The organism is Novosphingobium sp. BF6 (assembly GCF_058273105.1).
The window spans coordinates 1898584-1925527 of sequence record NZ_CM177776.1 but is presented as its reverse complement, the minus strand read 5'-3'; the positions used below and the strand labels follow the sequence as shown (position 1 = coordinate 1925527).

Sequence of the window (26944 nt, the reverse complement as noted above, 5' to 3'; positions counted from 1 at the left end):
TTTCCAGCATCAAGAGTTGGGGCGACGCCCAACGCCAACCTGCCGATCCGGGCAAGGTGGCACTCCGTGAAGGAGGATGTGGCCGACCGGGCAATCGAACGGATCAAGCCACCAGCGTCATCCCGGAATTGAGGACCGACGCGAAGTGCCGATCAAGATACCCGACGACCTGCCCGCCCGCTCCATTCTGGAGAACGAAGGCGTGGCCGTCATGCGCGAAAGCGATGCGGTGCGGCAGGATATCCGCCCGCTGCGGATCGGACTGCTCAACCTCATGCCCGACAAGGTCAGCACCGAGACCCAGCTCGCCCGCCTGCTCGGTGCGACGCCGCTCCAGATCGAGCTGACCCTGGTGCGGATCAGCGATCACGTCGCCCGCAATACCTCGGCCGAGCACCTCGAGGCCTTCTACCGCCCCTGGCGCGATGTCGAGCACGAGCGGTTCGACGGTTTCATCATCACCGGCGCTCCGGTCGAGCGTCTCGCCTTCGACGAAGTGCGCTACTGGCCCGAACTGCGCCGCATCTTCGACTGGACGCGCACCCACGTCCATAGCTGCCTGACGATCTGCTGGGCGGCGCAGGCCTTTCTTCACCACTTCCACGGTGTGCCGAAGCACGAACTGCCGGCCAAGGCCTTCGGGGTCTATCCCCACCGCAACCTTGCGCCGAACTCGCCGTTCCTGCGCGGGATTTCCGACAGTTTCGCGGTGCCGGTTTCGCGCTGGACCCAGGTGCGCAAGGCGGATCTGCCGGAGAGCGGCAGTCTCCAGGTCCTGGCCGAAAGCGACGCGGCGGGCCTCTGCCTGCTCCACGACCCCGCCGACCGGGCAGTGCTGATGTTCAACCACCTCGAATACGACGTCGATACGCTCGGCAACGAATACCGCCGCGACGGCGGCCCGGTTCCGGTGAACTATTATCCCGAGGACGATCCCGCGCAGCCACCCGTCAACGCCTGGCGTAGTCATGGGCACTTGTTTTTCGGCAACTGGATCAACGAGATCTATCAGACCACGCCGTTCGACGCCGCACGGATCGGTGGCGGACAGCGCCAGGAACGCGCGGTGGAACTCGATCCGGCCTGAGCCTCAGGTTTATTTTTTTCTAAATAATATGAACGTCTTGTAAGTTTCTGTTGGGGAGATCGGCGGAGCGCGGCTTGCGCTCCCGCCGATGGGTGTCGGGTCGTCCTATAATGGCACTGCCCCCCCCTTTGTCCCAAAACAGGACTTTCATGCACTTCCTCCCTTCCGCCGGGCTTGCCCTGGCGCTGTTGCTTCTGCCTGTTGCCACCCACGCCGCTGACGATACCCCCGAGTTCACGGTCTCCGGCGCGGCGACGATCATCAGCGACTATCGCTTTCGCGGCATTTCGCAGACCGGCAAGGACCCTGCCGTACAGGCGACGATCAATGTCGGCCACAGCAGCGGCGTCTATATCGGCACCTGGGCGTCCGCGCTGGACACGAGTGATCGCTACGGCCACACCGAAGTCGATCTCTACGGCGGTTGGGCAGGGGCAGTTGCGCCCCGAACGACGCTCGACGTCATGCTGGCCTATTACAGCTATCCCGGCGGGGAAGGCTCGGGGAAGATCGAATATCTCGAAACGACCACGAAGCTGACCCACGATTTCGGCCCGCTCAGCGCTACGCTGAGCGCGGCCTACAGCTGGAACCAGGCCGCGATCGGCGGCGATCACCTCTATCTTTCCGGCGATACCGCCGCGCCGATCCCCGGCACGCCGCTGACCCTGCGCGCCCATGGCGGCCGCAGCAGGGGGGCGATCAGTCCGAAGCCGGGCGGCTACTACGACTGGTCGCTTGGCGGCGATGCCGTGCTGGGGCCGATCACGCTGGGCCTGTCCTATATCGACACCAATCTGCGCCACAATCCGGCCGCTACTGCCGCCGCGCTCTTCTCGATCACCGCAGCCTTTTGATCTACCTTCCAGGAGCTGGAAAATGAGAGACTTGTTCAGTCGCATGCATATCGCGGGCAAGCTGATGACGGTCGCCGGTCTGGCGATCGCCGTTCTGCTGCTGCTCGGCTTCACCGCCGTCGTCTTTGAAACGGGTTCGGAGGTCGGCAAGCTGTCCGACCAGTCTGCGATCGCCCAGGCCGATGCCGAGGGCAACCAGGTGAAGGCCGATATCGCCGCCTTCGAGGCCACTGCCAGTACGCTGGCCTCCTCCCTGGGCAACATGCATGCCAGCGGTTCGCGCGATCGCGGCACGGCGACGAACGTCCTCAAGGCGGACCTGCTCAAGTCCAAGGTGGCGCTGGGCTCCTGGGTCATGATCGCACCGAACCAGTGGGACGGCGACGACGCGGGCAAGGGCGGCCAGCCCGGATCGAGCGGCAACGGCAACTTCACGCCTTATTGGGTCAAGAGCAACGGCGTGCTGACCCAGTCGCCGAACAACGAGAGCGATGCTTACGAGAAGCCCTACTACCGCAAGGCCTTCGAAAGCGGGGCGGGCGCCATCGTCGATCCTTACGCTTATGACGTGAACGGCACGACTGTCCTGATGACCTCCATCACCCATGCGGTCCGTTCCGGCGACCGCGTCATCGGTGCCGCCGGTGTGGACATGGAACTGGGCGGTCTGTCCGAGCGTCTGTCGAAGTTGAAGCCGTTCGGCACCGGTCGCGTCATGCTGCTGTCCGCAGGTGCGACCTGGGTGGCCAATCCCGATCCCGCCCAGCTCGGCAAGACCTACGACGATCCCGGTCTCGACGACGTGAAGGCGGCGCTGGCCAGCGGTGAAACCCGCGTGCTGTCCGACATCGAGGTGGACGGCGTCCCGACCCGCCGCGTGATCCGCCCCATCACCCTGCAAGGCCTCAACGCCACCTGGGCGCTCGTGCTCGACGTGCCCGAGGCGACCATCGCCGCGCCCGCCCGCAGCATGGCCTGGCAACTGGTGATCGGCGGCCTGGTCATCGTCGCCGCCGTTCTTGCCAGCCTGTTCTACGCCGCTGGCGGCATCATCGGTCGTCCCATGACCAAGCTGAGCGGCGCCGTCGATCGCCTCGCCAAGGGCGAGAACTGCGCGATCCCCGAACTCGATCGTCAGGACGAGATCGGCACGATGGCCCGCGCCGCCGACGTGTTCCGCCAGGCCGCCGCCGACCGCGCCGAAGCCGACCACCGTGCCACCGAGGTGCAGAAGGTCGTCACCACGGCCATCGGCGACGGCCTCGACGCACTGCGCCAGGGCGACCTCACCCGCGAGATCGCCGTGACCTTCCCGGCCGGTTATGCCGCGCTCAAGGACAACTTCAACGCCGCGCTGGGCGAACTGCGCCGCATGATCGGCGCCGTTGCCAGCAGCGCGGGCGGCATCCAGACCGGCTCGGCGGAAATCGCCCAGGCCTCCGAGGACCTCGCCCGCCGCACCGAGGCCAATGCCGCCAGCCTCGAAGAAACCTCCGCCGCGCTCGTCCAGATCGACCAGCGCCTGAAAGCTTCGGCCACGGCATCCTCGCAGACGGTGCGCCGCGCCGATGAAGCGCTCTCGACCGTCTCGGGCGGGCGGGCGGTTGCCGGAGAGGCCGTTGCGGCGATGGACCGCGTCAGCCTCAGCGCCAAGGGCATCGACTCGGTGATCGAGGGCGTCGACAAGATCGCCTTCCAGACCCGCGTCCTTGCGATGAACGCTGCCGTCGAGGCGGGCCGGGCAGGCGATGCCGGTCGCGGCTTCGCGGTCGTCGCCGACCTCGTCTCGGCGCTCGCCATGCGCTCGGAAGAAGAAGCCAAGCGGGCCCGCGAACAGCTCACCGCGACGCAGGCCGACATCGGCACGGCGGTCGATGCGGTCCAGCGCGTCGATGGCGCCTTCGAGAACATCTCGGGCGACATGACCGAAGTGCACACGCTGCTCGGCCAGATGGCCGAGGACAACCAGGCCCAGTCCACCGCGATCACCCAGATCAGCGTGGCGGTCTCGACGATGGACCACTCGACCCAGCAGAACGCGGCGATGGTGGAGGAAACCTCCGCCGCCGCCCGCAACCTGACGGCCGAGGCCGCCTCGCTCAACGACCAGGCCGCACGCTTCGATACCGGCGGGCAGAGGCAGACCTTCCGTCTCTCCTCGGTAGCCTGACGGAAAGGCAGTTCCCCGACTGCCATACCGTCTGCGCCCGCGGGTCGTTTTCGACCCGCGGGCGCAATCGCTTGTAGGCCTTGGCTTGCGGTGGCAGAGGCTTGGGGGAATCAGCGGTCAGGAAGAGGGCAGGGCATGACGATCTACGGGGCAATAGAGGCAGGCGGCACCAAGTTCGTCTGCGCCGTCGGCAGCGCTGCGACGGGATCGCTGCGCACCGCGACGATCCCCACCCGTGATCCGGACACGACCTTTACCGAAGTCGCGGCGTTCTTCCGCGATGCGGCGGACCTCGGCCCGGTGGCCGGGATCGGCGTGGCCAGCTTCGGACCGGTCGGGGTGGACCCGGCCGCGCCGGATTACGGGAAAATCCTAGCGACGCCCAAGCCGGGCTGGGAAGGCACCGACCTGCTCGCCCGCATCCGGTCCTTCCTGGACGTGCCCATGGCGATCGATACCGACGTCAATGCGGCGGCCCTGGCCGAAGTTCGTGCGGCAGGGACGGAGATGCGCCAGCTTGCCTATGTCACGGTCGGCACCGGCATCGGCGTCGGGCTGGTCAGCGAGGGCAGGCCGGTCCACGGCATCGGCCATCCCGAAGCCGGGCACATTCTCGTCCGTCGCCATCCGGCGCATGAGGGTTTTGCCGGGACCTGCCCGTTCCACGGCGATTGCCTCGAAGGTCTTGCCGCCGGTCCCGCCGTGAGCAGTGCTTGGGGGGCACCGGCTTCCGAACTGGCGGCCGACCATCCGTTCTGGGAGATCGAGGCCGATTATCTGGCGCAGCTCTGCATGACGCTGTTTCTGACGATGGCACCGCAGCGCATCGTGCTCGGCGGCGGGGTCATGAAGCAGGCGCGGCTGATCCCGCTCATCCGCGCGCGCACGGCGGCCTTGCTCGGCGGCTACGTGCAGGCCGCGCGGGATGAGGCGGCGATGGAGCGGCTGATCGTGCCGCCTGCCTGCACCGAACCTTCGGGTCTGGTCGGGGCCTTCCTCCTGGCCGAACAGGCGGCAGGCTGAGCGTTCAGGCGCCGCGAGACGTCAGCAGCGCGGCGCCGAAGCCGACGAAGATCGATCCGGCGATGCGGTTGAACAGCCGCTTCACCGAAGGACGGCGCAAGTGGTTCGAAAGCGAGCCGCCCGCCAGCGCATACGTGCAGTACCAGAGCATTTCGATCTCCGCGAACGTCCCCACGAGAATGGCGAACTGCGGGGCTTTCGGCTCGGCTGGATTGATGAACTGGGGGAAGAAGGCGGCGGCGAAAAGCAGCAGCTTGGGATTGCTGATCGCGATCGTGAAGCCGCCCCGGAACAGCGCCATGGGCGATGAGCGGCGGTCCAGCCGCTCGTCCGCCGCGTCGTCGGAGACCGGCGCCCGCCACGACTTGATGCCGAGATAGACCAGATAGGCCACGCCGAGATAGCGGAGAACCTCGAAGGCGCCCGGGATCGCCTTGAGCAGGGCGGTCAGCCCTGCCGCCGAGGCCGCCAGAACCAGCGTGATCGCCATCATGCAGCCCGCCATGGCCGGTACGCTGCGGCGGAAACCGAACTCGACGCTGCGCGCCATGACATGGAGCATGTTCGGGCCGGGCGTTCCCGAAAGCAGGAACACCGCGAAAGCGTAGAGCCACCAGGTCTGAAGCGTCATCGATCGTCTCTATCGGGAAAAGCGTCCTGCGATTACGCGCTGCCGGGCGAGACCGCAATGCCCTTGCCGTTTGCTGCGCCGAGGCGCTCCGTTCCTTTAAACGACTTCCACGAGGATCGTGTCGATCGTGAAAGAGCCGTCCGGTTCGATCTCGAAATGTGCGGCGACGTCCCGGCTCGCGGCCTTCTGCAAGGCGCGGATCGCCGCGACCTGTTCGGGCGGTGTGCGCATCCGTCCGGTCCAGTCGGCAAAGTCCATGCGCAGGCGGGCGGTAGTCACGCGGGTCGCGGCGAAACCGGTCCGGCCCAGCATCGCGAGCCACTCGGCCGCCGTATAGTCTCGGACATGCGAAAGATCGCGCAGCAGTTCGACCGCCTGCAGATGGGTGTCGGCTGCGGCATCGCCGGGTGCGATCACGTCGATGAAGAGCGCCGGAGCGCCCGGCGTGAGCACGCGGCGTGCCTCGCGCAGGCCCGCTTCGGCATCGCGCCAGTGGTGCACCGAGAAGCGGCAGGCGAGGAAGTCGAAGGTCCGGTCCGCAAAGGGCAGGGCTTCCGCGGCAGCGGCCTGCGTCGTCAAATGGGCGATTCCGCGCCGCGCCGCTTCGGCGGATACCACTTCCAGCATGCGCGGCGAGAGGTCGCAGGCGGTTACGGCAGCGGCGCCGTCTGCCATGGCGTAGCCTGCATGCCCGCCTCCCGCGCCGAGATCGAGCGCATGGGCGGGCCGAGCTTCCCGGGCCCGCTCGGCGATACGGTCGAGATCGGCGCCCGAAGCATGGACCTGGCTGGTGACATAGGCGGCGGCGGTAGTGCCGAACTGCTGGTCGACCAAGGCGTGGCGGTCCGGTTCGCGGGTATCTTCTGTCATGAGTTTCTCCTTGCGAAGCCCCGATCGGCGCTAATATAGCCTGTTACAATGAACATTGTTATCCTGTTATAACTGACACCATGCAGACCGATGAACAGAGAAGGCTGCTCGGCGCCTTCGTACGCATACGGCGCGAGAGTATGGCGCCTGAAGGCCATGATCGCCGTCGCCGCACGCCGGGGCTGCGCAGAGAGGAACTCGCCGCCCGTGCCGCGATCGGCGCGACCTGGGTGGCGTGGATAGAGCAGGGACGCGAGGTCCGACCTTCCGGCGAGACGCTTTCGCGGCTGGCCCGTGGCCTCAGTCTTTCACCCGCTGAGCGCGACTACATGTTCTCGCTCGCAGGACGGCTCGATCCGTCCGGCCCTTCCGCGAATGCGCCGGATGCCGCGCCGCCTGCGATTGCGGCGCTGGTGGAACGGATGGACTGGCCATGCTACGCGCTCGACCCGGCGTGGACGCTCTGCGCCGCGAACCCGGCCGCGCGAGACCTGTTCGTCGGTCTCTTCGAAGAGGGTGGCGCCCCGAACCTGCTGCGCTACGTGTTCACGCATCCCGCCGCCCGCGCGCTTTTGCCGGACTGGCAGGAGCGCGCAGGGCGCTTGCTTGCCGAGTTCCGCCGTGATTACAGTCATGCCATGGCCGACCCACGGGTGCGCGGCGTGGTCGAACGGCTCCGGGCGGAAAACGAGGATTTTCTCGCTTCGTGGGAAGGGCAGACGGTGTTGGCGCGCGAAGGCGGCGAACGCGTCTTCTGCCACCCGGAGCAAGGTTTGATCCACTTCGTCCAGCACACTTTGGCCGATGTGGAGCGCGGCGATTTCCGGGTCGTGTTCCTGGAACCCGCAGAAGCAGGCGCCTGATCGACGGGTCCGCAATTTCGGCTCCGCCTGAACGCACTCCCCACAGGCCTTACACCAGTCGATTGGTTCGGATCAGCTCCCGATACCAGTCGGCGCTCAGTTTGGGCGTGCGTTTCTGGGTCTTGAAGTCGACGTGATGGATACCGAACAGCTTGGTATAGCCGTCTTCCCACTCGAAATTGTCCATCAGGCTCCAGAGGAAATAGCCGGCGATGGGATAGCCCTCGCGTGCGGCACGGTGCAGGTGGGTGATATAGTTGCGCAAGTACATCACGCGGTCGGCATCGTAGACTTTGCCGTCCTGCGCCACCGGATCGTCGGCCGAGCATCCGTTTTCGGAAATGAAGAGCTTTTTGGGCTTCCACAGTTCGCTGGTCAGGCGGATCGACCAGTAGAGCGCTTCAGGGACCACATGCAGCCACGGCGAGGCCATGCGCGGCGAGTTGGCGAGATGCGGCAGGACCTCGTAGCCGCTCGCCGTGTCGGCGGCGCGCACGGTGTTGGCGGTGTAGACGTTGAGCGAGACGAAATCGAGCGGACTGCCGATCGCCTTCATGTCGCCCGCTTGCACCTTGGGCGCATCCTTGCCCTGCGCGGCGAGGTAGCTTTCGATATAGCGCCCTTCCATGATCGCGGTGAGGAACATGGCGTTCTCCTCGCGCATGGCCTTCTTGGTTGCTGCGATATGCTCTGCGGTCTCGATGGCAGGAACGAAGATCGTGGCATTGTCGGCCAGACCGACCTGGGTTCCCGCCCCGGCATGGGCGCGGATCGCCTGAACGCCGAGCCCGTGCGCGAGCACGCCGTGATGCCGCACCTGGTTGACCTGATCCATCGGCAGTCGAAGCGCGGGTGCCTTGTTGCCGTTCCAGTAGGCAAGGTCGGTGAAGCACCGCAGTTCGTTTACCGTCATGAAGTGCTTCACGCGGTCGGACGTCCTGCCCGCCATGAAACCGGCATAGTCGGCGAAGGCATAGGCGGTATCGCGCGATTGCCAGCCACCCTGGAGGCCGGTGGGCAGGTCCCAGTGGAACAGCGTCATGTGCGGCTCGATGCCTGCCGCCAGCAGGCCGTCGATCAGGCGGTTGTAATAGTCCAGGCCCTTCTGGTTCGGCTTGCCCCTGCCGCTGGGGAAGATGCGCGACCAAGCGACCGAGAAGCGGTAGGCCTTGACGCCGAGCGCCTTCAGCAAGGCGATGTCTTCCGGGTAGCGGTGATAGCTGTCGCAGGCGACGTCGCCCGTGCCGCCGTCGGTGGTCTTGCCGGGGGTGTGGGCATAGACGTCCCAGATGGTTTCGCCGCGCCCGTCCTCCTTTACCGCGCCCTCGATCTGGTAGGATGCCGTGGCGCAGCCCCAGAGGAAATCGGCCGGGAAGGACAGGGCCCCGGCGGTCGTCGAGACGGCCGGGGCAACTCCCTGCGCCGAGGCTGCCCGACCGCCCAGCGCCGTGCCGAGCGCGACGGCGCCCAGTCCAAGCCCCAGTTCGCGGCGATTGATTCCGGTCATTGTCCTGCTCCCTTTGCGCCCATCACGCGGACCAGCCCGGCCACCGACTGGCCGGTCGGCAGCTTGCTTCTGCTGGTCAGCGTTCCCGCAGCCTGATTCCACACGAGTTCGGCCTTGCGGCCGTCGTTCCTGCGATAGGCATTGGTGATGCCGTCGTCATCATAAAGCGTGAAGCGGGCATCCGCGCCCGGATAGACCCGGATGCTCTCGATCGCCTGGGCTTCCGCCGTGCTCTTCACCGCCGTGCCCATCGGGATGATCGAACCCGCCTTCACGAACAGCGGAATCCGCGCGATGGAGGCATCGACATCCACGCTCTGCCCGCCTTCATAGCGCTGGTCGGTCCAGTAATCGTACCAGGCGGTTCCGGCGGGCAGGTAGACCGATTTGCGGGTCTGCCCCTGCTCGGTCACCGGGGCGACGAGGAAGGCCGGGCCGAACATATATTCATCGCCCAGCGTCGCGGCTTTCGGGTCGTTCGGGAAGTCCATGAACAGTGCGCGCATGAACGGTGCTCCGGTCTCATAAGTGTGCCGTCCCAGCGAATAGATATAGGGCATCAGAGCATAGCGCAGGCGCAGGTAATCGGCGAGGATCGGCTCGGCCGCCGTGCCGTATTCCCAGATCGCGGTGGCCGGGCGCTGGCCGTGGATACGCAGCGTCGGCGTGAAGACGCTGTACTGGAACCAGCGGACGAACAGCTCGGGGTAGTCCGGGTAGTCGGGCGCCATGGCCGTCGCGCCGGCGGGATCGACGAGCACGGGATGTTCGGCCTTGGGGCCGCTCGGCCACTGCCAGCCGCCGATGTCGCTACCCCAATAGGCCAGGCCCGAGGCCGTGAAGTTCAGGCCGGTCGGCACCTGCCGCCGCAAAGCTTCCCAGGTGGACTTGATGTCGGACGACCAGAACAGGCTGCCCGTCCGCTGCGAGCCGAGATAGGCCGCGCGCGAGAGGATCATGTTGCGCAGATCGGGCCGGTCCCGCGCCGAACCTTCAGCGGCTCCGGAGGTGTGCACCAGCGGGAAGAGATTGTGATAGCGGTCGCCCGAGCCGATGGAGTAGAAATAGCCGTCCGGGACGAGATCGGGCTCGGTCTCGTCCAGCCAGAGCCAGTCGAAGCCCTGGTTCAGGATATTGTCGCGTACCGTGTTCCAGAACCAGCCGCGCGCTTCGGGATTGGTGCTGTCGATGAGCGCACCGGCCCGGTCGAACCGCATGGGCAACCCGTCGACCGGCTTGCCGTCCTTGTCCTTCAGCAGCCAACCCTTGCTCTCCAGCATGTCGAAATAACGCGATTCCCGTTCGAACCGGGGCCAGACGCTGATGATCGAGCGCATGCCCAGCGACTTGAGCCTGTCGTTCATGCCCTTGGGATCGGGGAAGAAGGTCCGGTCGATGTCGATCTGGCCCATCCGGGTCCAGTAGAACCAGTCCAGCACCATGACATCGAGCGGATAACCGCGCTGGCGATAGCCGTCGGCGACGGAGAGCAGTTCCTGCTGGGTTTCGTAGCGCGCTTTGCTCTGGATCAGGCCGAATCCGGCCTTGGGGGGTAGCGGGGTGGGACCGGTCAGCCTGGCGTAGCCGGCATAGAGTTCGTCGCTGGTCCTGCCGGTGATGACGAAGAACGACACGCGCTCGCCCACTTGCGACTGGAAGCGGGTGGTGGAATGCAGACCCGGCCAGACCAGGGTCCGGGCCGGGTTGTCCCAGACTATGCCGAACAGCTTGCCGTCGCCCTTGTCGGTGACGAGGAAAGGCACGCAGACCGTCTCGCCGGCGGGGGCATCGTAGTAGTGTGAGCAGTCGATCTGGCGGCCCTTGAGATCGAGCGTGCCTTCCTGGTTCTGGCCGAGGCCGAAATAGTGCTCGCCCGCTGCCGCGTCGAAAGTGGCGCCGACCTTGAAGGTCTTTTCGCCGTTGACCGTGACGGGCGCCATTTCCCAGCCCGTCATCTTCGTCAGCAGATTGCCTTGCGCATCGCGGATGGAAAGGCTCACCGGGGGCAGGGCGGGCGCGAAGTAGCGCTGCATCTGGCTGGGCGCCTTGGGCCAGGGCTTGGCATCGACGGTGAGGCTGATCGCGGAGGAGGTGAAGATATCGCCCTCGGCGACGGCCTGATGGCTCCACCCGGAGGAATCCGGCGCGGCGTTCGGACCTTCGCCCGGCGCGGCTTCGGCCAGTTCGGGGTCGAGCGCGATGGTCACCCGCACGATATTGGGTGCATAGGGTTCGACGGCGACGCGGCTGCCGTTGCGGTCGAGCAGGGCCATGGGCGCCGCCAGCGCGGGCATGGCCAGGCAGAGGCACGACACGCCTGCCGCACCGCCCAGGAAGCGGGCCTTTATCATTGCTGCGATCATTCCTCTTGTCCCCTGCTCGTTTCGGTTGTGCCTCTTGGCGTCAGATCAGTCCGCGCCCGTCGATCCGGATCGTGGGCACGAACCCGGTGTCTCGCGGTAGTTTCAGATGAAGTCCCCGGTCATCGCGGCGATGTGCCAACGGGCCGCCGCCAAGCAGCGTGACCCGCTCGATCGGGCCCGGCGCAGACCCTGTGGCAAGCGAGGAAATCGTCACTTCGCCCTCCGGCCGTCCCAGCACCAGCGCATAGAGCGCACCCTTGTTGGTGGTGAAGCGAATGTCGCGGGCGGTGAAGGGTTTGGCCTTGTCCTCGCTCTGCATGCCGAGGGCGGGCCGGTTCGGGCCTTCGCCGAAGCGCCGCCAGGGGCGCGAGCCGAAGATCGCCTCGCCGCCGGTTTTCATCCACTCCGCCATCTGGTCGAGGATTTTCTCTTCCTCGCTGTCGATCGAACCGTCGCCCGGCTGCGGGAGCGACAGCAGCAGGTTGCCGTTCTTGGAGACGACATCGGCCAGCCGCTGGACCACTTCCTCGGCAGTCTTGTAGCTTTTGTCGTTGAGGCGGGCGACGTTGTAGAACCAGTCGCCGATGCAGGTATCGGTCTGCCAGGGCTCGTCCCAGATATGATCGGTATAGCCGCGCTCGACATCCTGCACGACGCCGAAGCGCGCTTCGGGTGAGAGTTGCTTGGCGGTGAGCACCACGTCGATCTTGCCGTGCCACTGGATCGAGCGATTGTAGTAGTCGGCAGCAGCCTCCAGCCCGACGGGGCCGAAAGGCAGGCCGTAGTCGTCGAAATAGACGAGGTCGGGGCGGTACTTGTCGATCAGGTCGGTCTGGCGCAGCAGCCAGCGGGTGACGTAGGCGGGATCGTCCTTAGGACCGCTCTCGATCCACTGGCCGTTGTTGGCATCGTGCCAGGCGTTCATCGCCTCGATGCTGTCGATCCCGTCCGGCAGCACGGCATGGCCGCCGGTGTAGAGTTCCTGCGGGTCTAGCCCGTTCCACCACTGGCCCTTGCCATCGGCTTTGCGCAGACCGAATGCGTCGTAGCGGAGGCCCTTGCGCGGGCCGGTCGGGTCGTAGCCATAGGCGGTCTGATACCAGTGCCAGGCATGGGCGGCGTGGTTGGAGACGCCGAAGCGCAGACCGGCACCGCGCGCCGCCTTTTCCCAGATGCCGACCACGTCCTTGCGCGGGCCGACGCGCAGGCTGTTCCAGGCGTGGTAACGGCTATCGTAGCAGTCGAGATTGTCATGATGACAGGCGAGGGCGACGAAATACTTGGCGCCGGCTTTCTTGTAGCGCTCGACAAGCGCTTCCGGCTGCCAGCGCTCGCCCGTCCAGCGGTTCTGGATGTCCTTCATCCCCTCGACCGACGGGTGGCCGTATGTCCTGAGGTGATGCTCGTACATCGGGTGGCCCTGCATGTACATGAAGCGGCCGTACCAGTCGCCCTGCTCGGGCACCGACTGCGGCCCCCAATGCGCCCAGAGACCGAGCTTGGCATCCCGAAACCAGTCCGGATAGCGGTAGTTGGTGACCAGTGAGGGCCAGTTGGCCTGCACTGGCCCTGCCGCGCTGCCCATTGCGCTGGCGGCACGGGCGGTCCGGGCAAGGCCCAGCGCGGCGGCACCGGCCAGGAACGAGCGGCGTTTGAAGTCCATCACGGTCGGTCTCCCAGTGCCTGTTCGATGGCCTTTTGCGCGACGGGCGCCATTGCGGCGTAGCCGTTGTCGAGCGGATGGACGCCGTCCTCAGTGAAGGGAGCCGCCATCAGCCCCTTCGCATCGACCAGCGGCGTGTAATAGTCGGCAAAGGCATATCCGCGCCGCGCGCATAAGGCGCGAAGCCATGCGTTCAGCGCGCGGATTTCTTCGGGCTTGCGCTCCTTCACGACGTCTTTCGCCGCAGGCATATAGTCGTTGACGGGCAGGATCGCGCCGAACACCACCTTGATGCCGTGCGCATCGGCGAGATCGGCCATGGCCTCCCAGTTCGTCTCGATCTGTTCGGGCGTCTCCTGCTGGAGGAAGCCCTGGATGTCGTTGATGCCCGCCAGAATGACGACGGCGGAAGGCTTCAGCGCGATCACGTCTTGATGGAACCGCAGGATCATCTGCGCCGTCACCTGGCTGCCTATGCCGCGATTGACATAGCTCTTGCCGGGAAAGCTGACCGCGAGGTTCCAGCGATCGGTAATGGAATCGCCGAGGAACACCACGCGCCGTTCTCCGGGGCGCGGGGCGGGCAGGGCGGCGTTCGCCTCGGCATAAAGATAGCGCTCGCCGAAGTCCTGCATCAGGCTGGGCACGAGCTTGGCGCGGAACGGCCCGAGCCATGGCCCCCAGTCCTTTTCCGCGACGGTGCGGCGCTCGGGCGAGCTTTGGTACTCCCGTGCATCCACCTGCACCGAGTTCAGGCCTGCGAGCAAAGCGAGGACGGCGATGCCATGGTTCACGATGCCATCACTCCATGCGATCCAGCAAAGGTCGCGAAAAGCGAGGGCCACGCCGCCGCCTGCATCGTCGCGGGCAGGCGCACGCCGAAGCCGTGGCCACCGTTTTCGAACACATGGAGTGCCGCCGGGCGTCCGGCAGCCAGCAGCGCCTGGAACAGGGCGATGCTGTTGGCCGGCGGAACCAGTCCGTCGTCAGCGGCATGGGCGAGGAAGGTGGGGCATGTCGCGTCGTCCACCCGCGCCTCCACCGAGCGGCGTTTTTGTGCGGCGGATGTCGATCCCGGTCCCAGCAGGTTGTCCCGCGAACCGGCATGCGTGTACGAGGCCGCGAGGCTGACGACCGGGTAGACCAGACCTGCGACTTGCGGCGCGGCGCTTTGACGGTCGGCCTGATCGACCGGCTGGTAGACGCTCTCGGAATGACGCGTCGCCAGCGATCCCGCCAGGTGACCGCCCGCGGAGAAGCCGAGCACACCGACTTTGGCGGGATCGATCCCGAACCGCTCCGCACCTGCCCGGATCAGGCGCATGGCGCGCTGGGCGTCCTGAAAGGGAACGTCCTCGCGCCCGGTCCAGCCTTCGCCGGGAAGACGATAGAGCAGGATGAAGGCGGTGATGCCTCGGGCATTGAGCCAGGCGGCTTGGCTGATACCTTCGTTATCATAGGACAGGAACCCGTAGCCGCCACCGGGTACGACCAGCATGGCACTGCCGTTCGGCCGGGCCGGGCGCTTCACCACCATGACCGGGCGGTCGATGCCGGTGATCCAGCGATCCGGCCGTGCGGCTTCCTTCGACTGGTCGGTGATCTTGCGGTGGATCGGTGTATCGCTCGTTCCCGGCGGCGAGCCGGACCAGAGCGGCACCACTTCGTCTTCGGAATTCGTCTGCGCTCCGGCAAAGCGCGGCAGCATGGCGAGCGCAGCGGCGGCAACCAGGGTCGAGCGGCGAGTGATGCGGGTCAAGCGGACTGCTCCCGAGATTTGCAGAGCGTCATGCAGGCATGCATCCGCTCGGGCATTCGGCGACGTGTCTTACCACTCATGATCCTCTCCAATCCCGCTGCCGACGCTCTTCGGCGTTTCTTGCCATCTATCATCGATCATAATCCACCCGTGAAAGCAATTTTTATATTTCACAATGTGTCGATTGAGAGTAATGAGTCGCGTGTCGGCGCATCGATACTGCGCATGAAGGCGAAGCAAGGCCGCTCGATGAGCCATGCGGCCCGACGACAAGACTTGTGAGGATGTGCTCCGATCAGGAGCCAGGGAGAGGATAGTCCAATGAGGACGATTGTTCAGGCATCGCGCCGCGCGCGTCTGCTTACTGGCATTTCGGCGGTTACGATGGCGTGCGGTGCGATCGCGCCGGTGAGCGCGCAGGAGGCCGATAGCGGCACTTCTCAGGTGAGCGAGGTGGAAGCCAACGACATAATCGTCACCGGCGTGCGCGCCAGTCTCAGCAGTGCGCAGTCGATCAAGCGCAATTCCGACGTCATCGTCGATTCCATCGTGGCCGAAGATATCGGCAAGCTTCCGGACCGCAATGTCGCCGAGGCGCTTCAGCGGATTACCGGCATCCAGATCCAGCGTAGCTTCGGCGAAGGCAGTTCGGTCTCGATCCGCGGTCTCAGCCAGGTCCGCACCGAAGTGAACGGGCGCGACGTGTTCACCGCCAACGGCGGCCGCACTTTGAGCCTGGAAGATGTGCCGTCCGAACTGCTTGCGGGCGTGGATGTCTACAAGAACCCCTCGGCGGACCAGATCGAGGGCGGCATCGGCGGCCTCATCAACTTGCGCACGCGCAAGCCTTTCGACTTCGACGGCTTCAAGGCTTCGGCCAGTGCCAGCATCAACTATTACGATCTTTACGGAAAGTCGAAGCCCCAAGCCAACCTGCTGCTGTCCGACCGCTGGAATACCGGCATCGGCGAGATCGGCATCATGGTCGACGTCGCCTATCAGAAGACCGCCTTCCGGCAGGACCAGATTTCCAGCCAGCCTTTCTACGAATTGAACCAGTCGCTGGATGCCAACGGCAATCCCAACAATTCCGCAGACTATGCGGTGGCGGCGGGGCTGGGGCGTCTCGGGAAGGCGACCTATCTGCCGCACGGCGTCGGCATCGGTCAGTATCTGGGCGATCGCCGCCGCTTCGGCGTCGACGCGGCGATACAGTGGAAGCCCACGGAAAACCTGCTGTTCACCGGCGAATACGTTCGCTCGGACTACAAGTTCCAGTACGGCGACTACAGCTTCTTCGCCTATACCGGCGACAATCCCATCACTCCGGACTATACGCAGCCGTTCACCTTCGACGACGACGGCAATTTCCGCAGCGGCACTTTCGCCAATGTGCCGATCGATTCCAACACCAGCCTGGAACGTCGCAAGTCGGTCACCAACGACTTCTCGCTCAACATGAAGTGGAATCCGACCGACAACCTGACAATAAACGGCGATTTCCAGTACATCCGCGGTACGACGGACGGCCAGCGCTCGATCGTCATTCTCCATTCCAACGCGGAGCGGCTCCATCAGGTCGTCGGCAGCGGCGTGCCGACGATGGATATCCTGCCGGACAACGATCCGACCAACGGCAACGGCTCGGTCACCGATGTGGCGAACTATGCGCCGCTCGGCGGCGGTTATCTCGACCACATCGAGCATTCGGTAGGCAAGGAATATGCCGGGCGCCTCGACGCCGAATACAAGTTCGACGGCGGCTTTCTGCGCTCGATCTCGGCGGGGCTGCGCTACACCGACCGTTCCGCCGTTACCGATAGCAGCACTTACGCCTATTACGGAACCACCGCGCTGGCCGACGACCTCTACGAGGTTCACCCGTTCCAGGGCGATCTCTATCGCGGCTATCAGGGCGTGCCGGACGGCGGGGTCTTCTTCAGCCGCGGGATCGTGCTGGACTATGACGCCACGCGCCGGGCGCTGGCGCCCTATGTCAGCGATTCCCAGCGCCAGGCCCTGCTCGACGGCGTGAGCTACGTCCCCAGCGACCGCAACACCCAGGGCGAGAAGACCTATACCGCCTACGGCCTTGCCAAGTTTGACTTCGAGGATGCCGGCTTCCCGCTGGACGGCAACATCGGCGTGCGCGTGATCAAGACGAAAGTCTCGACCGACGGGTTCATCGTCCAGACGCCGCAAGTCATCATCGGCGGCCAGCCGGGCAACGGGCCGATCTCCTACGTCGCGCTGGGCGTGAACTCCAGCTATACCAAGGCCTTGCCCAGCCTGAACCTGCGTTATCACTTCAACGACAAGCTGCAATTGCGCCTGGCTGCGTCGAAGGGGCTGACCCGGCCCGACTTCTCGCAGCTTAATCCCAACATCAATATCGTCGAATTCAATTCGGGCAGCGGATTGCGCACGGCCTCCAGCGGCAATCCGTTCCTGCGTCCGCTGGAAGCCAAGCAGTTCGACGCATCGCTGGAATGGTACTTCTCGCAGACCGGATCGCTCTATGGCGCGGCGTTCTACAAGAAGGTGGACGGCTTCATCGCCAATATCACCAGCACCGAGACTTACGATTTCGGCAACGGTCCGTTCAATGTCGACGTTACTCGCCCGCTCAACGGCGACAACGGCAAGATCAAGGGCTTCGAGATCGGCGGCAATACCTTCTTCGACTTCCTGCCCGGTTTGCTTTCCGGCTTCGGCGTCCAGGCGAACTTCACCTATGTCGACAGCAAGGCGCCCAGTCCCGATGCCGCCGACAACGAAGGCAACAAGCTGACGGTGCCGCTCGAACTGCTGTCCAAGTACAGTTACAATCTGATCGGCTTCTACGACAAGGGACCGCTCTCGGCGCGCGTGGCCTATAACTGGCGCAGCAAGTACGTGGTTACGACGCGCGGAAATGGTAGCGGTAACCTGCCAATCTTCAACGATGCACGCGGCCAGCTGGATGCGTCGATCACCTACACCGTGACGCCGAATTTCGCGCTCACCGTGGATGGGGTAAACCTGACCAATACCGAGAACCGGACGTATTACGGCATTCCCAGCAGGCCGCAGTCCAACGTGCTCAACGATCGCCGTATCAGCCTGACTGCGCGTCTGACCTACTGACAGGACAAGCGGCGAAAAGGAGAGCCCATGCGACAGGTTTTGCTCATCGATCTTGCGGAGGAAGCCGAAGCCATTGCGCGATACGAGGCCTGGCACGCGGCGGGCGCGGTTCCCGGCGCGGTAGTGAACGGCATTCGTGCCGCGCAGGTCCGCGACATGGAAATCTATCGAACGGGGAACCGGCTGGTCATGATCATGGAAACCGATCCCGGTTTCGATCCTGCCGAAAAGGCTTCGGCAGACGCAGCGAATGTGGACGTTCAGGCATGGGAGAGCCTGATGGACAGCGTACAGCGTCCGCTCGCCTGGGCCTCCGCCGACTGCAAGTGGACTCCGGCCGCCCGCATCTTTTCCCTCCAAGACCAGCCCTGAGGATAAACCCGCACGATGCGTTCCGCTCCATTGCTCCTGGCCTGCGCCACGCTCTCCCTGAATACCGCGGCAGTGAAGGCGCAGGCCGATGTGCCGCATGTCGAAAGTCGTGGCGGGCGTCATGCCCTGATCGTCGACGGCGCACCGTTCCTGATGTTGGCGGGGCAGGTCAACAACAGCTCCAGTTATCCGCAGCCGCTGCAATCCGCGTGGCCGGTTCTGGACCGGATCGGGGCGAATACGATCGAGGTGCCGATCGCCTGGGAGCAACTCGAACCGCGCGAGGGCACGTTCGACTTCAGCTTCGTGCAGACCCTGCTCGATGAGGCGCGCCGCCATGACAAGCGCGTCGTTCTCTTGTGGTTTGGCGCCTGGAAGAACACCGGACTTGCCTACACGCCCGATTGGGTCAAGCTCGACAACCGCCGCTTTCCGCGCATGAAAAAGCCGGATGGCAGCGATCACGATGTGCTTTCCCCCCACGGCGCCGAAACGTTGCGGGCGGACAAACGGGCTTTCCTCGCGCTCATGACCTATTTGCGCGACCACGATCGGCAGAACACCGTGATCCTGGTGCAGCCCGAGAACGAGGTGGGGAGCTACCGCAACCCCCGCGATTACGGGCCGGCGGCACAGAAACTCTTTACAGGGCAGGTGCCCCCGGCCCTGTTGCGCAAGCTCGGCGGAAGTTCGGGCACCTGGAGCCAGGTCTTCGGCAGCAAGGCGGACCGGGCCTTCAACACCTGGTTCACGGCCCGCTACGTCGAGGAACTCGCCGCCGCGGGCAAGGCGATCAAGCCGCTGCCGATGTACGTCAATGCCGCGCTTTCCGATCCCTTCAAGGAGCCGGACCCGCAAGGCGTGGCGAGCGGTGGGCCGCAGGGCGACGTGCTCGATATCTGGAAGGCGGCGGCGCCCTCGCTCGATTTCGCGGCGCCGGACATCTACGACCGCAAGAGCCGCAATGTGCTCAAGCATCTCGATCTCTACACCCGGCCTGACAATGCCCTGATGGTGCCGGAGATCGGCAATGCGCGGGAATATGCGCGCTACTTCTGGCCCGCTCTCGGACGCGGCGCGATCGGCTTTTCGCCCTTCGGCATGGATGGCAGCGACTATTTCAACTACCCGCTCGGTGCCAAGAGCTTCGATGAGGCCACGCTCGACGCCTTCGCCGCGAAGTACCGCGTGCTTTCGGGTGCGATGCGGGCCTGGGCGAAGATCGCGTTCGAAAACCCGACCTGGGGCGCCGCCAGGCCCGATGACGGTGCGGCACAGGAAACCACGATGGGGTGCTGGAAGATTACCGCCGCCTTCGGTCAATGGCAGTTCGGCCAGCGCGAGTGGTTTCCCGAAGCCGATCTTCCCGCCTGGGCTGCCGAGCCGGTCGGCGGGCTGGCGGTCGCGCAACTGTCGGCTGACACGTTCCTGTTGACCGGAGACCATGTGCGGGTGTCGTTCGCATCGGCCGCGGGCAGTCCGCCGAACGGGCTTATCGTCAAGGTCGAGGAAGGCCATTTCGACAAGGATCAATGGATCATGGATCGCGTGTGGAACGGCGACCAGACCGACTATGGCCTCAATCTCCCGGCGCGGCCGGTCTGGCTCAAGGTGACTATGGGGCGTTACCACTAGCTAGGGTCTATTGGGACCGGTCAGTACTGTCGGCCAAGTCCGGTCGCGGCCCAATAGATTCCGCCCAGCAAGTGGGAGAGATAGGCCGGATCACGGTAGGCATCGCCGTTATGTCCGAGCGTGGTAACGAAAACGCGACCCTTTTCGTAACGATGAGACCAGGCGACGGGATGATCCTTGCCCATCGGCCTGGCCACCTGTCCGGGCCAGATGCGGGTGGGATCGTAGCTTGTCTCGTCGACCTTGAGCACCGGTTCGATCTTCACGCTGTGGGGGTTCGCCGTCACGTAGAATTCGTCGCTCCAGATCCAGCGCGAGGGGAGGCCGAACGTTGCCGGAAATCCCGGATCGGCCGGTGTGACGACGCCGGTCTGGAACATTGGGTGGATGACGAAGCTGCGGCCGACCAGTTTCTCGTACCAGGGCCAGTTGTCCGGTTGCATGATGAGGGCGCGGTGGACGATCACGGCGTTGCCGCCGCCGCGCATGTAGTTCTCGAAGTTCTGCCGCTGGGCCGGGTTCAGCTCTTCGCCGGGCGTGTTCAGGAATAGGACGGCGGCGTATCGCTGCAAGTCGCCTTCGAAGACTTTCGGGTCGTTGGTGAAAGTCAGGTCGAAATCGTGGAGCCGGGCAAGGCGCTCCAGGCTCTCGCGCGCTATGGGAATGTACTCGTAGTGGTACTTGTTCGGGATGGCGAGGACGAGCAGCCGATACTGCGCCTCGGCCCAGGCGCTTGCGGGCATGGCCAGGGCGAGAAGAAGCAGAAGCGCCCGGATCATGCGCGTCATTGCACCAGCCTCGCGGCATAGAGCGCATGATGGCCGAGCATGTAGAGCGTCCGCCGATCGGGGCCGCCGAACAGGAGTTGCAGGGGGCGCTCCGGCACGTCGATCCGTCCGATTTCACGGCCTTCGGGCGAGTAGACGAAGACCTGGCCATTGGCGACATAGACGCGGCCTTCGGCATCCTTGGTCACGCCTTCTCCGCCGCGTTCGGCGAAAGGCTTCAGACCGGTGACCGTCCCGCCTGCGCCTACCGTGCCGCTGTAGGTGCGGTTTTCCGAAGCATTGGTCAGGAACACCCGCTCACCCGGCCTGGCTTGAATGAAGCCGTAAGTGTCCAGCGAGTCCGAGAAGCGCAAGCCCCTGTGGTCGGACGGTCCCTGCGCGAAGACACGCCAGGCGGGCAGCACCACGCTCCCGTCCGGCGAGGCATATTCCTGCGCCTGTTGCCGTGCCATGTTGCGCGTGAACATCTCGGCAAGCGTGGTGAACCGGTAAGACTTCGGATCTATCTGGTCCTTGAACTCGCCGTTGATCCACCAGTTGACCGGCAGTATCGTTGCGGCGGTGGTGGAGGGTTTGACGGGGCGCGGTGCGATGACCGTCAGTTCGGCGTCGGGCGATCCCGGCCTCAGACCGTAGACGGTGCCGTTGCGCCCGAACGAGGACAAGACCAGCAGGTTGCCCGAGCGGTCGACCGTCAGGTTGACGGGATCGAGGGCGGCGTCGCGCACGATTTCCAGCTTGCGATCGTCCGACCAGCTCCAGATGCGCTGGAACTGGCGGTCGATGAAGTAGAGCTTGCCCGCCGCATCCACCGCGCCGCCGCCGATGGAGTGGAAGCCGTCCGCCAACCTCTCGACGCGGGCGCCTTCGAATGTCGCGGGAGTCACCGGGGCGGGCGAGGCCGTCACGTCCAGCACCGCGAATTCGCGTTCGCGCACGTCGAGGCCGTGGGTCACGTCGCGCAGGGCGTTCTCGAAGGGGAACTTGGTGAGGCGCAGGAACGTGGCGCAGCCGTTCTCGTCGCAGGTGCCGAGACCGCTCTCGGCATTCACATGGACATTGCGGAAGCGGATGTCGTGCGAATTGTAGAGCGTGACGGCGGCAGGGGCCGCCTTGCGGGTGCGGGTCACGCGATAGGCGTGGAGGTTGGCGACCAGGATATTGCTGGAATCGCGGATCTCCAATGCGACGGCATCGCCGCTTTCGCCCGCCTCGCCTTCGGTCTGCGGGGCGAGCAGTTCCCAGTTGGAGACGCGGTTGAGACCGATCTCTGTGCGGACGTGGTGCTCGACCGAGGCCTGGATCAGGCGGCCGGGGGTCTGAGTATCGGAGATCAGGATGCCGGGATTGCCGAAAGTGCTGGGGCTCCAGATATTGGCGAAAGTGCCGCCGCCGCCCTGCGTCACCCAGAGGCTGGCATATTGCCCGTCCCAGCGACGGGAGGCGTCGGGATCGGCGGTGGCATTGTTGTTGTAGGGATCGATCCGCGTCCCGTCGAAACGGTTGGTGCCGTGGCCGCCCTGGAACTTGACGTCGTTGACCATCGAGCGGGCGCCCGCCTTCCAGAGCAGGGCCGTGGCACGCGGGTTGTTGCCGCTGGTGTTCAGTCCGATACCGGCGACGATAGCCTCACCGCCCGAGGCGCTTTCCACCAGTGCCTTCGGCGCGCCGATGCCTGCATAGGCGGGCGAGCCGTCCGGCAGGACGATCTGCGTCAGGCTGGGATGAAGGCCGATCAGCACCGAATCCGGACGCAGGCGCAAGGTCTCGCTGACCTTGTAGAACCCGGCAGGCAGGTAGACCACGCGGTGGGTGTCGATGGCCTTCTGGAGGGCGGCGGTATCGTCGCTGAGGTTGTCTCCCTTGGCACCGAGCGTGCGGACGCTCACCCATTCGGAGACGGGAGGCAGAGCGCGAATCGCCGGAATGGGTGGGGCGGGCAGGGCCGGGAGCGGCGCCGCGTCGGTCTGGGTGCGATATTCGCCCATCTTGCCGAAGGCGGGCAAGGTCAGTCCGTGGCTGAATGCGGCGACCTTGTAGCTCTCCCCCGAGCCGGGAACCGTCCGCCCGCTCTCGCGAAAGCGGGCAAAGACCGGCGTGCGCGAGGCCACGGCATTCTGGAAGCCGACTTGCGTGTAGACGTTGTTCTCGTTGGACACGATCACGCCTGCCTTCGAGACGTTTTCGAACCGCACGTCCTGTCCCCAGAGCCAGTCGCCGTAGCCCTCGTCGATCTCGATGCCGACAGGGGTATCGCGGATCGAGACGTTGAGCAGGGTCAGCCCCGCCTCGTGTTCGCGAATGGCGGCGTCGCGTTGGCCCTCAAACGTGGAATCCACCAGCGCGAAAGGCCAGGCGGGTGAAGGCTTTTCGGCGAGAATGCCGTAGCGACCACCGCGAAAGTGCAGGTCCTCGGCCTCGTTGGCGACATGATAAAGTCCGGCGAGGCCAGAGCCGATGTCGAAATCGACATGGCTGACGAAGCTGTGCTGGGCGGCGTGGAAGCGGATCGCGGTGGCGGCAGGGTTGCCGTCCAGGATGCGGAAATCGATATTGCCGAGCGCCGAATAGAACGTGCCGGGGTTGGCGTCGGCCACGTCCTTGTTGAAGGGCACGGAGCCGGGCGGGGGAAACGCCACTTCGCGGGCGTCCTTGGGATCGCGTTCCCGCGCCGAACCTGCAAAGACGAGCATATGCGCCACGCCGCGCTGGAAACCGGGGGTCTTCGCGCCGAGGAGGATGACGGGCCGTTTCTCGCCCACGCCGAAGATACGCACGCCGGGCCAGAGGAACAGCGTGCGGCTGATGCGATAGGTGCCCTGTGGCAGGAACACGATGCCGCCGCCCACGCCCTTGCCTGCCGGTCCCTGCGCGGCCTTGTCGATCGCCTGCTGGATCGCGGCGGTATCGTCGGTGCGACCATCTCCCCTGGCCGCAACGGTGACGGCGGCGGGTTCGTCCGGCATTGTCGTATAGGCGGAAGGCGATGCGACGAGCGGCGCGGCGGCGAGCAGCGTCAGCATCGCCGTGGAGGCTGCCAGGATCGCGCGCTTCATGTATTCTCTCCGTATGCTGATCGTTTGCTGCGGAGGCTTCGACAAGCTCAGCCTGAGCGGGTTTAGCGATTGTGACACTACTTCCGCTCACCCTGAGCTTGTCGAAGGGTCAGGCTGGACCTGTCGAAGCCCCTTGCGTTTTCACGCTGACAGATGGGCTGGTCCCGGCTTTCGCCGGGACGACACCACTTGTCAGAAATTGAAGCGAATGCCCGCGCGGTAGATCCGCCCCAGCGTGTCGTAGAGTGCCGGGTTGATGTCGAGACCGGTGTTGGTCTGCGGTGCCGCGACGGGATCCTTGTCGAACAGGTTGTCGATCTTGCCGTAGAGCTGAAGGTTCTCGCCGAACTTGATCGTAGCGCCGACGTCCACGTAGAAGGCGCCCTTCATCGTGTTGTAGTCGATGGTCGGGTGATTGCCGGTGGAAGCCGGGCAAGACGACTGGCAGACGACGTACTGGTTGCCGAAGGTGCCGTCGCTGATCCAGCGCTCCTGCACGGTCAGGCTGAAGCGGTCGCTGTCGTAGGTCTGGACGGCCAGCCACTTCCAGTCGGGTGTTGCGCCGTTGTTGGCGCCGGCCTGGTCGATCGGATCGACGCCCGCAATGCCCGCATTGACGATGAACTTCTGGATATGGGTGGCCAGTGCGCGGACGGTGAAGTTGCCCGGCAGGCCCAGCGGCTGCTGCCACTGGTAGCTGGCCTCGATGTCGAAGCCGCTGGTCTTCCACGAGGCGAGGTTGAACGGCTGGACGTTGACGAAGTTTGTGCCCTGCGGACCGTCCAGCTGGAAACCGCCGCAGAAGGCCTGGTTGCCGTCGAAGCAGAAGCGCACGATCTGGTCGGCGGACAAGGTGGAGACCACGCCGTCGAGCTTGATGTGGTAGTAGTCGAACGAAAGGCTGAGGCCCGGCAGCCACGAGGGGCGCGACAGCACGATGCCCAGTTCGGTGTTACGCGCCACTTCCGGTTTCAGGTTGGTGTTGCCGATCGTGTTCTGGAAGATCTGCACTGCCTGGTTGCGGAAGGGGTCGTTGAAGTTCGGCAAAGTGGTGACTGTCGGCGCGGCGAAGAGCTCGGAGAGGTTCGGCGCGCGCACGTCGCGCGAGGTCACGGCGCGCAGGCGGATGCCGTCGAGCGGGGTATCCCAGGTGCCGCCGACCTTCCAGGTCCACACGGTGCCGGAAGTGCTGTAATGCGTGGCGCGCGCGGCGCCGTTGAGGTTGGCGCGGCCGAAGCTGTCGCTGTTCAGCAGCGGCAGGTCGACTTCGACGTAACCTTCGTAGACCTCGTACTTGCCGCGACCGTTCTTGTAGTTGCCCGCCGCCCAGTTGCTGCCGAGCGTGGAGTTGAGCAGCGGATCGGCCGGATAGTCGGCGCTGTTGGGGCTGAGGTCGGAAACGCCAGCGCCATAGGGGTCGGCGTTCACCCGGTAGAACTCGCGCCGGTACTCGCCGCCGAACGCCACCGAGACCGGGCCCGCCCAGGAATCGAAGGGACTGCCTGAAAGGTTGGCGCTGAGGACGTCCTGCGTCAGCTTGGTGTGCTGGAACGGTCCGTTGTCGTGCGGCGCGACATAGGCGAGGGCGGCGTCGGACGGTGCGAAATTGCCGAAGATGTTGATCGGCTGGCAGCCGTTGGCACGCGCCACCGGTTCGGCGCAGACGATGGCGCCGTTTAGGGTGATCGCATTGGTTGCCGCCACATAGCGGTTCTGAAGCACGATGTCGCGGACGCGGATGTCGGAGATGGTGATGCCGTGCTCATAGTAGGCATCGTAGTTCCACGAGGTTCCGGCGGCGTCGAATGCGCCCTTGAGGCCGCCGACGAAGCGGTACTGCTTGCGGTTCGTATAGACGTGCGGATCGGGGAACGAGGCGTTGCTGGTGCCGAATCCGAAGCTGGTGATCCCGGCGGTGGCGCAACGGTCGCGCACCAGTTGCGGCAGGAACGGATTGGCGCACTGCACCGTCAGCGAGGGCCTGCCGTAGCCGGGGCTGGGCTGGTTGTTGGTCTTCACCTGCGCAATGTTGACGGTGACATAAGCTTCGTTGTTCTCGGCGAAGTCGTATCCGATGCGGCCATAGCCGTTGATGCGCTCCAGCGCGGACTTGAGCGAGGCGCCCGAGCCGGGCGCGCCGGACAGATCGCCGCCTTCGCAGAAGCTGTTGCCGCGATAGCAGTTGCTGACCTGCCCGTTGCCCAGCGGCTGGCCGTTCGATCCGTAGTTGAAGTTGTAGGGCGTGCCGTTGGCGTCGAAGGCGATGCCCTGAAGCGGACCGTTGTTGATCAGGCCGTAGCGGGCATACTGGTAGGGCTGGGCGTAGTCGCGGTAGTTGAACTGCGGCAACCCGTTGTTGGTCTGGCCGGTGTTCATCAGCGTGGTGGCGCGATACCAGTCGCGGCTGCCCGCAAGGTCGGTGCCGAAGTCGCCCGCGCCGACACCGCCTTCATGGTCGTATTCGCCGCTGACGACGACATGGAGACGGTCGTCGAGGAACGACTTGCCCCATGCCGCCTGCACCAGCGCGGTCTCGTCGTCGCCGTACTTGGTGATGCTGCCGAGGATATTACCCTTGAAGCCCTCGAACCGGGTATCGGTGATGAAGTTGACCACGCCGCCGACCGCATCGGAGCCGTAGGACGCGGAAGCGCCGCCTGTCACCACGTCCACGCGCTTGACCAGCAGTTGCGGGAACATGGAGATGTCGGGCACGCCGGTCACATTGGCGCCGACCACGCGCTGCCCGTCGAGCAGTGTCAGCGTGCGGATCGGCTGGAGACCGCGCAGCGAGAAGGAGCTGAGGCCCTGCTGCCCGCTCGACGTGCTGAAGGTGCCCGTCGAGGCGCCGGTCGAGCCCTGGAGCGAGGGCAACTGCGCGATTGTGGTGAAGATGTTGGGCTGGGCGTTCGCGGTGATCTGCTCTTCGCCGATCACGGTCGTGGGCGTCGGTGCGTTGAAGCCGCTGGTGGTGATGCGCGAGCCGGTGACGACGATTTCCGCCGCCTGGCGTTCGGAGACAGGCTCGGCCGGTGCAGGCGGCTGCGGGTTCTGCTCCTGCGCGTGGGCTTGGGTTGGGGCCGCGCCGACAAGCGATACGGCGACAAGCGCGACGAGGCTGGCCCCGGCGCGCTGGCGGTGAATAATGCTCCTCACTTTCATCGATCTTCCCTC

18 protein-coding genes and 1 riboswitch are annotated in these 26944 nt (G+C 65.1%); of the genes, 8 read left to right on the top strand and 10 right to left on the bottom strand.

Annotated features, from left to right (window positions below):
- Position 1 precedes the first annotated feature (1 nt).
- A riboswitch (SAM-I-IV-variant riboswitch) is annotated at positions 2–108 on the top strand.
- A 37-nt stretch (positions 109–145) separates the two neighbouring features.
- The 4 genes from AC4D6D_RS23385 to AC4D6D_RS23370 all read left to right on the top strand — a co-directional run bounded on the left by AC4D6D_RS23385 (position 146) and on the right by AC4D6D_RS23370 (position 5137).
- Entirely contained in the window at positions 146–1087 is a 942-nt protein-coding gene (locus AC4D6D_RS23385) for a homoserine O-succinyltransferase (RefSeq protein WP_491327892.1), read from the top strand.
- A gap of 149 nt (positions 1088–1236) precedes the next feature.
- The gene (locus AC4D6D_RS23380; RefSeq protein ID WP_491327891.1) at positions 1237–1944 is read left to right on the top strand and encodes a TorF family putative porin; all 708 of its coding nucleotides are present in this window, start codon (positions 1237–1239) and stop codon (positions 1942–1944) included.
- 22 nt (positions 1945–1966) lie between these two features.
- Positions 1967–4114 (top strand): methyl-accepting chemotaxis protein, encoded by a 2148-nt coding sequence (locus tag AC4D6D_RS23375; protein WP_491327890.1) that lies wholly within the window; start codon positions 1967–1969, stop codon positions 4112–4114.
- Between the two features lie 135 nt (positions 4115–4249).
- Positions 4250–5137 carry an ROK family protein gene (locus AC4D6D_RS23370; RefSeq protein ID WP_147216873.1) on the top strand — a complete coding sequence of 296 codons (888 nt, stop codon included), beginning with the start codon at positions 4250–4252 and terminating at the stop codon, positions 5135–5137.
- Between the two features lie 4 nt (positions 5138–5141).
- On the opposite strand, the gene AC4D6D_RS23365 is transcribed toward AC4D6D_RS23370, so the two are convergent.
- Together AC4D6D_RS23365 and AC4D6D_RS23360 are read right to left on the bottom strand one after the other, a co-directional pair.
- Complete coding sequence (locus tag AC4D6D_RS23365) at positions 5142–5768, bottom strand: LysE family translocator (RefSeq protein ID WP_491327889.1); 627 nt, start codon at positions 5766–5768, stop codon at positions 5142–5144.
- A 96-nt stretch (positions 5769–5864) separates the two neighbouring features.
- Positions 5865–6638 carry a class I SAM-dependent methyltransferase gene (locus AC4D6D_RS23360; protein ID WP_491327888.1) on the bottom strand — a complete coding sequence of 258 codons (774 nt, stop codon included), beginning with the start codon at positions 6636–6638 and terminating at the stop codon, positions 5865–5867.
- An 80-nt stretch (positions 6639–6718) separates the two neighbouring features.
- On the opposite strand from AC4D6D_RS23360, the gene AC4D6D_RS23355 reads away from it, so the two are divergent.
- Positions 6719–7501 carry a helix-turn-helix transcriptional regulator gene (locus AC4D6D_RS23355; RefSeq protein ID WP_491327887.1) on the top strand — a complete coding sequence of 261 codons (783 nt, stop codon included), beginning with the start codon at positions 6719–6721 and terminating at the stop codon, positions 7499–7501.
- 49 nt (positions 7502–7550) lie between these two features.
- On the opposite strand, the gene AC4D6D_RS23350 is transcribed toward AC4D6D_RS23355, so the two are convergent.
- The 5 genes from AC4D6D_RS23350 to AC4D6D_RS23330 are packed head-to-tail and all read right to left on the bottom strand — an operon-like array spanning position 7551 to position 14793.
- On the bottom strand, positions 7551–9008 hold the full coding sequence (locus tag AC4D6D_RS23350) for a GH1 family beta-glucosidase (RefSeq protein WP_491327886.1): 1458 nt from the start codon (positions 9006–9008) through the stop codon (positions 7551–7553).
- A complete protein-coding gene (locus AC4D6D_RS23345; protein WP_491327885.1) occupies positions 9005–11371 on the bottom strand; it encodes a glycoside hydrolase family 31 protein in 2367 nt (788 codons plus the stop codon). The genes AC4D6D_RS23350 and AC4D6D_RS23345 overlap by 4 nt, the downstream gene beginning before the upstream one ends.
- A gap of 40 nt (positions 11372–11411) precedes the next feature.
- A complete protein-coding gene (locus AC4D6D_RS23340) occupies positions 11412–13034 on the bottom strand; it encodes an alpha-L-fucosidase (protein ID WP_491328804.1) in 1623 nt (540 codons plus the stop codon).
- Positions 13034–13828 carry a GDSL-type esterase/lipase family protein gene (locus AC4D6D_RS23335; RefSeq protein ID WP_491327884.1) on the bottom strand — a complete coding sequence of 265 codons (795 nt, stop codon included), beginning with the start codon at positions 13826–13828 and terminating at the stop codon, positions 13034–13036. Before AC4D6D_RS23335 ends, AC4D6D_RS23340 begins: the two co-directional genes overlap by 1 nt.
- Positions 13825–14793: an alpha/beta hydrolase gene (locus AC4D6D_RS23330; RefSeq protein WP_491327883.1), complete on the bottom strand. Its 969-nt coding sequence runs from the start codon at positions 14791–14793 to the stop codon at positions 13825–13827. The genes AC4D6D_RS23335 and AC4D6D_RS23330 overlap by 4 nt, the downstream gene beginning before the upstream one ends.
- Positions 14794–15114: 321 nt before the next feature.
- Between AC4D6D_RS23330 and AC4D6D_RS23325 the strand changes: the two genes are divergently transcribed.
- From AC4D6D_RS23325 to AC4D6D_RS23315, 3 genes are read left to right on the top strand one after another with little or no spacing between them, the layout of a single operon-like run.
- Positions 15115–17919: a TonB-dependent receptor gene (locus tag AC4D6D_RS23325; protein ID WP_491327882.1), complete on the top strand. Its 2805-nt coding sequence runs from the start codon at positions 15115–15117 to the stop codon at positions 17917–17919.
- A 27-nt stretch (positions 17920–17946) separates the two neighbouring features.
- Positions 17947–18291 carry an L-rhamnose mutarotase gene (locus AC4D6D_RS23320; RefSeq protein WP_147216895.1) on the top strand — a complete coding sequence of 115 codons (345 nt, stop codon included), beginning with the start codon at positions 17947–17949 and terminating at the stop codon, positions 18289–18291.
- Positions 18292–18306: 15 nt separating this feature from the next.
- Entirely contained in the window at positions 18307–19926 is a 1620-nt protein-coding gene (locus AC4D6D_RS23315; protein WP_491327881.1) for a DUF5597 domain-containing protein, read from the top strand.
- 20 nt (positions 19927–19946) lie between these two features.
- On the opposite strand, the gene AC4D6D_RS23310 is transcribed toward AC4D6D_RS23315, so the two are convergent.
- From AC4D6D_RS23310 to AC4D6D_RS23300, 3 genes are all read right to left on the bottom strand, one after another.
- Positions 19947–20714: a ThuA domain-containing protein gene (locus AC4D6D_RS23310; RefSeq protein ID WP_491327880.1), complete on the bottom strand. Its 768-nt coding sequence runs from the start codon at positions 20712–20714 to the stop codon at positions 19947–19949.
- Positions 20711–23770 (bottom strand): glycosyl hydrolase family 28-related protein, encoded by a 3060-nt coding sequence (locus AC4D6D_RS23305; protein WP_491327879.1) that lies wholly within the window; start codon positions 23768–23770, stop codon positions 20711–20713. The genes AC4D6D_RS23310 and AC4D6D_RS23305 overlap by 4 nt, the downstream gene beginning before the upstream one ends.
- 192 nt (positions 23771–23962) lie before the next feature.
- Entirely contained in the window at positions 23963–26932 is a 2970-nt protein-coding gene (locus tag AC4D6D_RS23300; RefSeq protein ID WP_491327878.1) for a TonB-dependent receptor plug domain-containing protein, read from the bottom strand.
- Positions 26933–26944: the final 12 nt, after the last annotated feature.

Excerpts from the sequence above, each read along its gene's own strand:
- AC4D6D_RS23380 (WP_491327891.1), top strand. The coding sequence starts at position 1,237 with ATGCACTTCCTCCCTTCCGCCGGGCTTGCCCTGGCGCTGTTGCTTCTG.
- AC4D6D_RS23375 (WP_491327890.1), top strand. The coding sequence starts at position 1,967 with ATGAGAGACTTGTTCAGTCGCATGCATATCGCGGGCAAGCTGATGACG.
- AC4D6D_RS23370 (WP_147216873.1), top strand. The coding sequence starts at position 4,250 with ATGACGATCTACGGGGCAATAGAGGCAGGCGGCACCAAGTTCGTCTGC.
- AC4D6D_RS23365 (WP_491327889.1), bottom strand. The coding sequence starts at position 5,768 with ATGACGCTTCAGACCTGGTGGCTCTACGCTTTCGCGGTGTTCCTGCTT.
- AC4D6D_RS23360 (WP_491327888.1), bottom strand. The coding sequence starts at position 6,638 with ATGACAGAAGATACCCGCGAACCGGACCGCCACGCCTTGGTCGACCAG.
- AC4D6D_RS23355 (WP_491327887.1), top strand. The coding sequence starts at position 6,719 with ATGCAGACCGATGAACAGAGAAGGCTGCTCGGCGCCTTCGTACGCATA.
- AC4D6D_RS23350 (WP_491327886.1), bottom strand. The coding sequence starts at position 9,008 with ATGACCGGAATCAATCGCCGCGAACTGGGGCTTGGACTGGGCGCCGTC.
- AC4D6D_RS23345 (WP_491327885.1), bottom strand. The coding sequence starts at position 11,371 with ATGATCGCAGCAATGATAAAGGCCCGCTTCCTGGGCGGTGCGGCAGGC.
- AC4D6D_RS23340 (WP_491328804.1), bottom strand. The coding sequence starts at position 13,034 with ATGGACTTCAAACGCCGCTCGTTCCTGGCCGGTGCCGCCGCGCTGGGC.
- AC4D6D_RS23325 (WP_491327882.1), top strand. The coding sequence starts at position 15,115 with ATGAGGACGATTGTTCAGGCATCGCGCCGCGCGCGTCTGCTTACTGGC.
- AC4D6D_RS23320 (WP_147216895.1), top strand. The coding sequence starts at position 17,947 with ATGCGACAGGTTTTGCTCATCGATCTTGCGGAGGAAGCCGAAGCCATT.
- AC4D6D_RS23315 (WP_491327881.1), top strand. The coding sequence starts at position 18,307 with ATGCGTTCCGCTCCATTGCTCCTGGCCTGCGCCACGCTCTCCCTGAAT.
- AC4D6D_RS23310 (WP_491327880.1), bottom strand. The coding sequence starts at position 20,714 with ATGACGCGCATGATCCGGGCGCTTCTGCTTCTTCTCGCCCTGGCCATG.
- AC4D6D_RS23305 (WP_491327879.1), bottom strand. The coding sequence starts at position 23,770 with ATGAAGCGCGCGATCCTGGCAGCCTCCACGGCGATGCTGACGCTGCTC.
- AC4D6D_RS23300 (WP_491327878.1), bottom strand. The coding sequence starts at position 26,932 with ATGAAAGTGAGGAGCATTATTCACCGCCAGCGCGCCGGGGCCAGCCTC.